At 68.4% G+C, this 10,371-nt stretch carries 10 protein-coding genes and 1 pseudogene; 5 read left to right on the top strand and 6 right to left on the bottom strand.

Annotation, left to right across the window (positions count from 1 at the left end; genetic code table 11):
* Positions 1-354: pseudogene (locus tag Q7P21_RS16090) on the bottom strand (hypothetical protein); the annotation flags it as partial.
* Positions 355-548: 194 nt separating this feature from the next.
* Here Q7P21_RS16090 and Q7P21_RS16085 point away from each other — a divergent pair.
* A complete protein-coding gene (locus Q7P21_RS16085; protein WP_304177910.1) occupies positions 549-782 on the top strand; it encodes a sulfurtransferase TusA family protein in 234 nt (77 codons plus the stop codon).
* Here Q7P21_RS16085 and Q7P21_RS16080 read toward each other — a convergent pair.
* The gene (locus Q7P21_RS16080) at positions 779-1,687 is read right to left on the bottom strand and encodes a YihY/virulence factor BrkB family protein (protein WP_304177908.1); all 909 of its coding nucleotides are present in this window, start codon (positions 1,685-1,687) and stop codon (positions 779-781) included. The genes Q7P21_RS16085 and Q7P21_RS16080 overlap by 4 nt on opposite strands.
* 339 nt (positions 1,688-2,026) lie before the next feature.
* On the opposite strand from Q7P21_RS16080, the gene Q7P21_RS16075 reads away from it, so the two are divergent.
* Positions 2,027-3,106, top strand: coding sequence for a substrate-binding domain-containing protein (locus Q7P21_RS16075; protein WP_304166960.1), 1,080 nt, complete (start codon positions 2,027-2,029; stop codon positions 3,104-3,106).
* Between the two features lie 43 nt (positions 3,107-3,149).
* On the opposite strand, the gene Q7P21_RS16070 is transcribed toward Q7P21_RS16075, so the two are convergent.
* The gene (locus Q7P21_RS16070; protein ID WP_304177907.1) at positions 3,150-4,283 is read right to left on the bottom strand and encodes a CaiB/BaiF CoA-transferase family protein; all 1,134 of its coding nucleotides are present in this window, start codon (positions 4,281-4,283) and stop codon (positions 3,150-3,152) included.
* Between the two features lie 119 nt (positions 4,284-4,402).
* Here Q7P21_RS16070 and Q7P21_RS16065 point away from each other — a divergent pair, with 119 nt between their 5' ends.
* The gene (locus Q7P21_RS16065) at positions 4,403-4,738 is read left to right on the top strand and encodes a VOC family protein (RefSeq protein WP_304177906.1); all 336 of its coding nucleotides are present in this window, start codon (positions 4,403-4,405) and stop codon (positions 4,736-4,738) included.
* Here Q7P21_RS16065 and Q7P21_RS16060 read toward each other — a convergent pair.
* Positions 4,735-5,511: an SDR family NAD(P)-dependent oxidoreductase gene (locus Q7P21_RS16060; protein ID WP_304166953.1), complete on the bottom strand. Its 777-nt coding sequence runs from the start codon at positions 5,509-5,511 to the stop codon at positions 4,735-4,737. The genes Q7P21_RS16065 and Q7P21_RS16060 overlap by 4 nt on opposite strands.
* A 128-nt stretch (positions 5,512-5,639) precedes the next feature.
* On the opposite strand from Q7P21_RS16060, the gene Q7P21_RS16055 reads away from it, so the two are divergent.
* Both Q7P21_RS16055 and Q7P21_RS16050 read left to right on the top strand, forming a co-directional pair.
* Positions 5,640-6,971, top strand: coding sequence for a diguanylate cyclase domain-containing protein (locus tag Q7P21_RS16055; protein WP_304166950.1), 1,332 nt, complete (start codon positions 5,640-5,642; stop codon positions 6,969-6,971).
* Between the two features lie 20 nt (positions 6,972-6,991).
* Positions 6,992-7,507, top strand: coding sequence for a CcdC protein domain-containing protein (locus Q7P21_RS16050; RefSeq protein ID WP_304177904.1), 516 nt, complete (start codon positions 6,992-6,994; stop codon positions 7,505-7,507).
* Positions 7,508-7,517: 10 nt separating this feature from the next.
* Here the strand turns inward: Q7P21_RS16050 and Q7P21_RS16045 are convergent, their stop codons facing one another.
* Together Q7P21_RS16045 and mfd are read right to left on the bottom strand one after the other, a co-directional pair.
* Positions 7,518-7,874 carry a hypothetical protein gene (locus tag Q7P21_RS16045; protein ID WP_304177902.1) on the bottom strand — a complete coding sequence of 119 codons (357 nt, stop codon included), beginning with the start codon at positions 7,872-7,874 and terminating at the stop codon, positions 7,518-7,520.
* A gap of 109 nt (positions 7,875-7,983) precedes the next feature.
* Positions 7,984-10,371, bottom strand: a 2,388-nt coding sequence (mfd, locus tag Q7P21_RS16040; protein ID WP_304177900.1) for a transcription-repair coupling factor, incomplete at its 5' end; no start/stop codon positions are given.

The following is a 10,371-nucleotide window of genomic DNA, read 5'->3' as shown; positions in this document are numbered from 1 at the left end:
CGACATCTGGTCGGCATGGCCCATGAAGGCGCCCATGCCGTAGATCCAGCGTCCCGTCGCCGTCTGGTGGCCGTCGAAATAGCTGCTGCGGCTGCGCCGGGTGCCGTCGGCCAGACGCGGGAAGAACTCGTCGTTCAGCCGATCGACGTCGGCGTCGGACAGATGCTCATAGCGGCGCACCAGCTCCTGGCCGGCGGCGGCCTGCAGGCTGCTGAGCTTGTTGAAGCGACGGTCGATATTGGAACTGCGTTCGCGGACATAGTCCGACAGGAAGTCGATCTGCCGTGTGGTCAGGTTCTGTTGGAAGACAAAGAAGGCTCCGGCCGCGCCAAGAATGGTCACGACCGCAGACATCAGGCCGACGCTGATCAGGAATCTGCGAGACAATGATCGCATGGCGACGGCCGCGGGCCCCTTAGTGGACCTTCAATCTAGGAGCGTAGTTATTGCGGTGGAGTTTACGTTTCCATCCTGGGGCGCTCTCAGGCCGTTGTTTCGCCCCAATTCAACGCCTAGGCCGCTCGCCGGCTCTGCGCTAAGTCGGGCCCATGTCGCCCAAGGAAATCCTCGTGGACGCCCGTGGCCACCACTGTCCGGTGCCGACCCTGCGCCTGCGTCGCGCCCTCGAAGGCGCCCCGGCCGGAACAGCGGTGCGATTGCTTGCCGATGACCCCATGGCGCGAATCGATGTGCCGCACTTCGCGACGGGCGCCGGGTTCGAGATCCTGGATCGCTCCGAGGCCGATGGGGTGTTGAACTTCCTGGTCGGGCGGAAGGTCTAGACGCCGACCCGGCCGCGGGCGTCTTCCTCGACCGCCAGCTCGATCTCGGTGGCCAGGGCGCCGCCAAAGAACACCGCGTTCACGTTCCAGGACAGCCAGATCAGGAACACCACCACGGCGGCGACGGAGCCGTAGGTGGCGCCCAGATGAGCGATCTGCTCGACATAGAAGGCGCTGGCCCAGGACATGAACATGCTGAGCACGGCCGCTGAGCCGCCGCCGACGATGGACGCCGACCAGGCGACGGGCTTCGACGACATGGCGAACCGGTAGATGAGGCTCATGGCCAGGGTGATGCCGAAGCTCGCCCAGGTCCATTCGCTGTAGAGCCAGGGCACGCCCTGCAGCGGCTTGAGGTCGAACGCCGCCGCGATGAAGCGGAGATAGAGGAAGGCCACCGAGAGGAAGCCCAGCAGGAAGAAGGCCGCGATCAGCACGACCAGGGCCATGAGATTGAAGCCGACGAACCCGCGAGGCGCTTCCTCGTCATGGATGAAGGACAGGCCGGCCAGCAGCGCCTTGAAGCCCCTGTGCGCCGCATAGCCGCCGATCACCAGGGCGACGCCGGACTGGGCCGAGACCGCCCGCAAGGGCGCATGCGCCAGCCGCCCCAGCTCCTCCTGGAACAGGCTGCGCGCGCCGGCCGGCATGAGGCGCGACATGACCTCGGCCTGGTGGGCCGCCGCGCCGGGATCTGACAGCAGGCTGTAGACCCCGACCAGGATCGCCAGACCGGGGAACACGGCCAGCATGATGAAGAAGGAGACGCCGCCGACATAGAGCATGACGTCGCGGCCCCACAGCCGGGTCAGGGCCTTGCCCAATATGGACAGCCCCAGCCTCAGCCAGTGCACGGGATCCCAATTCACCGCGCGCAGGCGCTGCAAGCTCGTCCGAAGCGACATGGCGCGGACGTTGATGAAGCCTGACCGGGAAGGCAAGGCGAAAGGTTCCGGGGCCTGATACGGGAAACGGCGCGTCACCGAGGGGGTGACGCGCCGTCGATGGGCGTGTCTCGCCATCTGGTTGGCCGCCGCTCGAGGGACGGGAGATTGCGATGACCAACCTGGGGACAGATTGAGACCTGGGGGCTGAACCCCGGCTGAACGGGCGTGGCGCCTGGGGTTCAGGCCGGCGCCACCCTGCTCGACACTTTCCATGCCGGCCGCCTCAGGCTATCGGAAAGCCACATAGCCGATCCGTCCGCGCGCCGATGCGCGACGCCATCAGCCAGGGACCCCACCATGAAGCCTCTGATCTGCCTTTCCGCCACCGCCGCGTTGCTCCTCGCCGCCTGCGGGCCGAGCGCCAGCACCCAGGCCCCGGCCAAGTCCTCGGGCGGCGGCGGTGGTCGTCAGGAAGTCTGGGCGGCCGGATCCTCAACGGTCTTCCCCTTTGCGACCCGGGTGGCCGAGAACGTCGCCCGCACGGGCGGCGGCCGTCCGGCCAAGGTCGAGTCACTGGGCACGGGCGGCGGCTTCAAGCTGTTCTGCGGCGGCCCCGGCTCGGCCTATCCCGACATCGCCGACGCCTCGCGCCCGATCAAGAAGTCCGAGTTCGACAAGTGCGTCGCCAACGGCGTGACCGATATCGTCGAGATCAAGATCGGCTATGACGGCATCGTCATCGCCAACGCCAAGGGCGGCCCGGCCTACGATTTCAAACTGGAGCAGATCTATCGCGGCCTCGCCGCCCAGCTGCCGGCTGGAACCGGCTTCGCCAAGAACGGCGCCAAGACCTGGAACCAGGTCGATCCTGCCCTGCCCGGGGATCCGATCCTCGTCTATGGCCCGCCCCCCACCTCCGGCACCCGCGACGCCTTCCTGGAACTGGCTCTTGAAAAGGGCGCCCGCAAGCTGCCCGCGATGGAAGCGCTGCACGCCGCCAAGGAGGAAGAGTTCAAGGCCAAGTCCCACACCCTTCGCAGCGAAGGTGTCTGGATCGACGCGGGCGAGAACGACAACGCCATCGTCCAGACCCTGGAGAAGACCCCCCATTCGCTGGGCGTGTTCGGCTACTCGTTCCTGGACAACAACATGGACAAGGTGAAGGCCGCCAAGGTCGAGGGCGTGTCACCGACCTTCGCCACCATCTCCAGCGGCGCCTACCCGCTGTCGCGGTCGCTCTACATCTATGTGAAGAAGGCCAATATCGGCGTGACCCCGGGCCTGCGGGAGTTCGTGGCGGCCTTCGTGTCCGACGGCGCGACCGGCAAGGGCGGCTATCTGCAGGACCGCGGCCTGATCCCCCTGCCGGCAGCGGATCACGCGGCTCAGAAGGACGTGGCCAAGACCCTGCCGATTATCGCCGCGCCGAAGTCCTAGGTCTTAAGGCCGTCCCGGGCGGTGAACCCGGGACGGCGAAGGGTCAGCCGTTCAGGGCGCCGGCGGTCTTCAGGGCCTCGATGGCGTCGGGGCTGAAGCCCCAGTCGCTCAGGGCTTCGCGGTCGTGAGCGCCGATGGCCGGCGGCGGCCCCTGGATCGCGCCGGGGGTCTCGGAGAAGCGCGGCGCGGGCGCAGGCTGGACCACCCCGCCGAGCTCCACGAAGGTCTGGCGCGCCACGTTGTGCTTGTGCTTGGGCGCCTCGTCGAGGTCCAGCACCGGCGCGAAGCAGACGTCGGTGGCGTCCATGATCTCGCACCATTCGGCCTGGCTCTTCTTGCCGATCACCTCAGCCAGCTTGGCGCGCAGACTATCCCACTCGCCGCGGCTCATCTGCGCTGCGAAGGCCGGGTCGGTGATCCCGGTCTTTTCCAGCAGCAGCGCGTAGAACTGCGGCTCGATCGAGCCGATCGAGATCCATTTACCGTCGGCGCACTGATAGGTGTCGTAGAAGTGCGCCCCGCCGTCGAGCAGGTTGCTCCGGCGCTCGTTGCTCCAGCCGCCGCCGGCCTTGAAGCCGTAGAACATGGCCATCAGCGAGGCCGCGCCGTCGCTCATGGCGCAATCGATCACCTGACCCTTGCCGGTTTCGCGCGCGCTGATGATCCCGGCCATCAGGCCGAAGGCCAGATAGAGGGCGCCGCCGCCGAAATCGCCGACCAGGTTCAGCGGCGGGATCGGCTTGTCCTTCGTGCCAATGGCGTTCAGGGCGCCGGTGATGGCGATGTAGTTCATGTCGTGGCCAGCGGCGTTGGCGTAGGGACCGAACTGGCCCCAGCCGGTCATGCGGCCATAGACCAGCTTCGGATTGCGCTTCAGGGCCACGTCCGGGCCGAGGCCAAGGCGCTCCATGACGCCAGGACGGAAGCCTTCGAACACCGCGTCGGCGGATTCCAGCAGCTTCAGGCAGGTCTCGATGGCGGCGGGATTCTTCAGGTCGAGACCGATCGAGCGACGGCCGCGGGCGGTGATGTCGGCCGGCGAGGCGCGGCCCTGGCCCTTGCGGTCGATGCGGACGACGTCGGCGCCCAGGTCGGACAGCAGCATGCCGCAGAACGGGCCGGGCCCGATGCCTGCGAATTCGACGATCTTCAGGCCGGTCAGCGGTCCTTGGCGCATATCTCACTCCCTGGGTTTGGCGACGATCTAGCCCCGATGACGTGCGGTCAGCCAAGCCTTGCGTCTTGACCGGCCTGGGCGTCCTCTCTTCGGAGAAGAGCACGGACCGGGAGGGCATGATGCCGACACGCCTGAGCTATGTGATCAAGTACGTGGCCGACATGGACAAGGCCGTCGCCTTCTATCGCGACAGCCTGGACCTGCCGCTCAAGTTCGCTTCGCCGGGCTGGAGCGAGTTCCTGACCGGGGAGACGACGCTGGCCCTGCATATCGCCTCTGATCGCAATCCCGCCGGATCGACCGAGGTGGGACTGAGCGTCGATGACCTCGCAGCCTTCCACGCCGAGAAGACCGCCGCGGGCGTGGTGTTTCCGGAACCGCCGCGCCGGGAGCATGGGGTCAGCCTCGCCAGCCTGCTGGACAGCGAGGGCGCCCGGGTCGGCGTCAGCGGCTAGCCGCCGCCCGGCAGGGACTGTCCGTCGTCGATGGTGAACAGCGCGCCGGAGATGGCGCGGGCGGCCGGGCCGGCCAGCATCAGCAGCGGGGCGTCGAGGTCGGTGGGTTCCATCAGCCGCCGGCGCGGGAAGCCCTTCATCTGCTTCTGACCGCCCTCCTCCTTGAACCAGTCGGAATTGATGTCGGTCTCGATGTAGCCGGGGCAGATGGCGTTGACCGCGATCCCGCGTCGCGACCATTCCCGCGCCAGACCCTTGGTCATCATCGCCGCCGCCGCCTTCGAGGCGGTGTAGGCCGACAGCCCCGGCAGGACGGTGAAGCTGGCGATCGAGGCGATGTTTATGATCCGCGCCTGGCCCGCCGCAGCGGTTCCATTGGCGATCATCAGCCTGGCCGCCGCCTGGGCGGCGAAGAACACCCCGCGCACATTGACGTCGAAGGTGCGGTCCCAGTCCTCGATCGACAGGTCGAGGGCCAGGCCTTCGCCGCCGACCCCGGCATTGTTGACCAGGATGGAAATGGGCCCGAGCGCGGTCTCGATCTCGTCGAAGGCCGGGGCGATGGCGTGAGCGTCCGCGACATCCAGACGCAGAGCCATGGCGCGTCCGCCCTCGGCGGCGATTTCGCCCGCGAGGGTCTCGACCAGCTCCAGGCGGCGCGCCGTGACCGCCACCGTTGCCCCCGCACGGGCCAGGACCCGGGCGAAGTGCGCGCCAAGCCCGCCCGAGGCGCCCGTGATCACGGCCGTCTGACCCGTCAGAATCTTTTCCATCCCCAACTCCCTGTTGCGAGGGCAAGGCTTCCCTCGCGCCCGCGTGCGGCTCTGTATATCCTGGCCGGATCGCGATTCCGCCCCCAGGCTCGGGTCGCAGGGTCTAGTCGAGTCAAGGGTTGCAGGGAATGGCCACCGGCGTCCATGCGCGAGTTCTGATTGTGGCGCGTGACGATGCCCTGGCGGGTCCCCTCGCCGAGGGGCTGGATCGTCTCGGCTGGCGCACGGTGACGGCGCGCGGCCCCTATGCGGCCATCGCCGCCCTGGGCGACCTGGCCGTCGAAGCCGCCATCATCGACCTGAAGAGCAGCGGTCATGAGGCCCTGACCCTGGCGCGGCGTCTGCGGGCGGCCTGCGCGCCGCGACGTCTGCCGGTCATCGCCATTGGCGACCCCGATCCGGAGCTCGACGCCTATGGCTTCGACCTGACCCTGGCCCCGCCGGTGCATCCGGCCCAGCTGGTGCTGCGGCTGGAGACCCTGGTGCGGATGGCCGTGGCCGAGGAGGAGTTCGAGCTGCGGCTGGAGACCTTCGCCGAACGTGGCCGCCGTCTCGACATGCCGGAGCCGGACTCGAGCCCTTTCCACGTCCTGGCCATTGGCGAGCCCGCCCCGCAATTCCTGGCCCTGTCCAACGCCCTGACCCGGTCCGGGGCGGAGGTCGTCGGCGCCTTCACGGCCTATACGGCCTTCGACTACCTGCATGAGCGGCCGTTCGACGCCGTGGTGCTGTGGGCCGGGGACAACAGCCAGGAGGCCTTGTCGATCGCCGCCGGTATGCGCCGCAACACCCGGCTCTATCACACGCCCGCCCTGCTCTACATGCGCCAGGAAAGCTATGTGACCATGTCGGAGGCCTATCACAGGGGCATATCCGACGTGGCCTCGCCTGAGACGCCCGAGGTCGAGACGGCCAAGCGGGTGATCGAACTGGCGCGCTGCCATCGCCGCCAGACCTCGATCCGCCGCGCCCTGGAGCGGGCCCGCAGCTCCGGCCTGATGGACGCGGCCACCGGTCTCTTCACCCGCGACCTGTTCGCCAGTCACCTCGGCCGCCTCGCCCAGGCGTCGCGCAAGCGCAACCGGCCGCTGTCGGTCTGCGTGCTGAAGGTCGCGGAGCGGCCAGAGGTCACCCAGGCGCGCAAGTCCGGCTGGCTGGACCGCGCCATTCCCCAGATCGGCTCGATGGTCAGCCGCCTGGTCCGGGTCGAGGACACCGCCGCCCGCCTGGGCCCTGAGGTCTTCGCCCTGGCCCTGCCGGCCACGCCCCAGGCCTCGGCCCGCGCGGCCGGCGAGCGGATCGCCGCCGTCATCGGCTGCACCGCCTTCGAGAACGGCGACGGCAAGCCGCCCTTCGTGGTCGAGTTCGATATCGGGGTCGCCGAGGTCGGCAGCGCCGAAGGGGTCGGCAAGGCCCTTGAACAGGCCGCCGCCCGCGCCGCCCAGCAGCACGCGAGCTGACCTCGTCGGCAGGAGCCTGAATGTCGAACCCTTCGCTTCCCGGCGGCCTCGGCGCCCTGCCCTACGTCCTGCCAATCGCCATACTGGCCCTTGTGCTGTTCCGCAGCGCCCGGCCCCGCATCCTGGTGATCGAGCGACTGTGGGTTGCGCCGGCCCTGATCATGACCGCGGCCAGCCTGCTGATCTTCGCCCAGGGGGCCATGTCGCTGACGGGACTGCTATTGCAAATCGTCGCCGTGCTTGTCGGCGCGGGCCTTGGCTGGTGGCGGGGCCGCCTCACCCATCTGGAAATCGATCCCAAAACCCACACCCTGACCTCAAAGGTCTCGCCCGTGGGCCTGGCGCTGCTGGGCGCCGTGTTCCTGACGCGACTCGGATTGCGCGCTGTTGCGATGAGCCATCCGGCCGTGTTTCACGCCTCGGTCGGCGAGCTGACCGACGCCATGCTGCTGCTGGCCGTCGGCCTGGTCTGCGCCCAGCGCCTGGAGGTCTGGATCCGCGCCCGCCAGATGCTGGCGGATGCGCGCGGCTGCTGACGCTCGCCGGCTATTCTTTACCGAGCGCCTTGTCGACGAACTTGGTGGCCTCGGAGAGCGCGCGCATTTGCGGCCCCATCGCCTGGATGCATTGTTCGGCCGCCCTGCCGATGCCCTCGTCGGTCAACGGCGGCGCAGACGCCTGAAGCAGCGAACCGAGATCCTGGCCGCCGGTCTCGAGCGACAGCCGGCCAGCGTAGTACATGGCGATGGCCCCGACCTGGGCTTCCTCGGTTTTGTCGGTGGCCTTGTCCGCCAGGGCCGAATAAGCGACGACGCACTTCGCGTCATCGGCGGGCGCCGCCAGGGCGGGCGCCGCGCTCAGGCACAGGACCGCAGTAGCTGCGGCGATTTTCCAGCATTCCATGCAGATCTCCCCCCGAATATAGGGGCCATCTTGATGCGAGCCTTCGCCATCCGTCCAGCAAGCGCCCGTTTCGGTTGCCGTTTGACGTCCTACCCGGAGATCGCCCGGGTCAGGCCGCCGCCAGCCGCGACAGTTCGGCCAACACCCGTTCCGCCGCGCCGAGCCGCTGCTCCGGGGTCTCCCACTCGCCCTTCACCACCACCTTGTTGTCGGGGCGGATGCGCCAGGCGACCTGGTTCTTCTGGACGAACTGGACGAGGGCCAGCGGGTTCTTGAACTCGTCATTGCGGAAGCTGACGACCGCGCCCTTGGGACCGACGTCGATCTTGGAGACATTGGCCTCGCGGCACAGCCCCTTGATCGCCACCACCTTGAGCAGCTGGCCAGCCTCCGGCGGCAAGGGCCCGAAGCGGTCGATGAGCTCGGCCGCCAGGGCTTCCCGTTCCCCCGATTTCTCGGCGTCGGAGAGCCGGCGATAGAGCGCCAGCCGGACATTGAGGTCCGGGACATAGGCCTCGGGGATCAGCACGGCGGCGCCGGTATTGATCTGTGGCGACCAGCCCCGGTCGCCGGTGGCGGCTTCCTTGCCGGCCGACAGCTTCAGCTCGGCGACCGCGTCTTCCAGCATCTGCTGATAGAGCTCGACCCCGATCTCGCGGATATGGCCGGATTGCTCGTCGCCCAGCAAATTGCCGCCGCCGCGCTGGTCCAGGTCGTGGCTGGCCAGCTGGAAGCCGGCGCCCAGGCTGTCGAGGGATTGCAGGACCTTGAGCCGCCGTTCGGCCGACAGTGTGATCGGCTTCTCGGAGGGCGTGGTCATATAGGCATAGGCCCGCGCCTTGGCCCGGCCGACCCGGCCGCGCAATTGGTAGAGCTGGGCCAGGCCGAACATGTCGGCGCGGTGGATGACCAGGGTGTTGGCGGTCGGAATGTCCAGCCCGCTCTCCACGATCGTGGTCGAGAGCAGCACGTCGTACTGGCCATCATAGAAGGCGGTCATCACCTCCTCGATCTGGGTCGGGGCCATCTGGCCGTGACCGACCACGAAACGGACCTCCGGGACCTGCTCGCGCAGGAAGCGCTCCAACTCGGCCAGGTCGGAGATGCGCGGGGCGACGTAATAGGCCTGGCCGCCGCGATACTTCTCGCGCAGCAGGGCCTCGCGGATCACCACAGGATCGAAGGGGGTGATGTAGGTGCGCACCGCCAGGCGATCGACCGGCGGGGTGGCGATGATCGACATCTCGCGGATGCCCGACAGCGCCATCTGCAGGGTGCGCGGGATGGGCGTGGCGGTGAGGGTCAGCATGTGCACGTCGGCGCGAAGCTCCTTGAGCTTCTCCTTGTGCTTGACCCCGAAGTGCTGCTCCTCGTCGACGATCACCAGGCCCAGGTCCTTGAACCCGACCTGCTTGGACAAGACCGCGTGGGTGCCGACCACCACCTCGATCTCGCCGCGGTTCAGACCCTCGCGAGTCTCGGCGGCCTCCTTGGCGGGGACGAGGCGCGACAGGCGGCGCACCTTGATCGGCCAGCCCTGGAAGCGGTCGGTGAAGGTCTTGTAGTGCTGGCGGGCCAGCAGCGTCGTCGGCGCCACGATAGCCACCTGCTGGCCGGTCATGGCCACAACGAAGGCGGCGCGCAGGGCCACTTCGGTCTTGCCGAAGCCCACGTCGCCGCAGATCAGCCGGTCCATCGGCCGGCCGGCCGCCAGATCCTCGAGAATGTCGTGGATCGCCGCCAGCTGGTCTTCGGTTTCCTCGTAGGGGAAGCGGGCGCAGAACTCGTCGAACACCCCGTGCGGCGGCTCGACCGGATCGGTGGATTTCAACGCGCGCTCGGCGGCGATGCGGATCAGGCCCTCGGCCATCTCGCGCAGCCGCTCCTTGGCGCGGGCCTTGCGCGCCTGCCAGGCGGCGCCGCCCAGGCGGTCGAGCATGACCCCCTCGCCTTCGGCGCCATAGCGGGTCAGCAGGTCGATGTTCTCGACAGGCAGATAGAGCTTGGCCTCGCCGCCATATTGCAGCTCGAGGCAGTCGTGCGGCGCGCCCTGGACATCGAGGGTCTTCAGACCGTCATAGCGGCCGATGCCGTGGTCGATGTGGACGACGAGATCGCCGGGCGTCAGGGAGGAGGCTTCCGCCAGGAAGTTGGAGGCGCGGCGGCGTCGACGCGGCCGGGCCAGGCGGTCGCCCAGGATGTCGGTCTCGGAAATGACCGCCAGGGTCTCGGTCTCGAAGCCGGACTCCAGGGGCAGCACCACCCGCTGCGGCTTCCTCGGATCAGCGGCCTTGGCCGCGTCCCAATAGGGGGCGAAGGCGATATCCTTCAGCCCGTGGTCGTTGAGCATGACCCCCAGGCGTTCGGAGGAGCCCTCGGTCCAGGACGCGAACAGCACCCGTTTGCCGGCGCTCGCCAGTTTGCGGGCGTGGTCGGCGGTGGCCTCGAACAGATTGACCGAGTCCTGCTGGCGCTCGGCGACGAAGGCGCGGCCCTG

It is taken from the genome of Phenylobacterium aquaticum (assembly GCF_947378715.1).
GTDB classification, from domain to species: domain Bacteria; phylum Pseudomonadota; class Alphaproteobacteria; order Caulobacterales; family Caulobacteraceae; genus Phenylobacterium; species Phenylobacterium aquaticum_A.
Note: the sequence above shows the minus strand (reverse complement) of the source record. Positions and strands in the feature narration are given on the sequence as shown.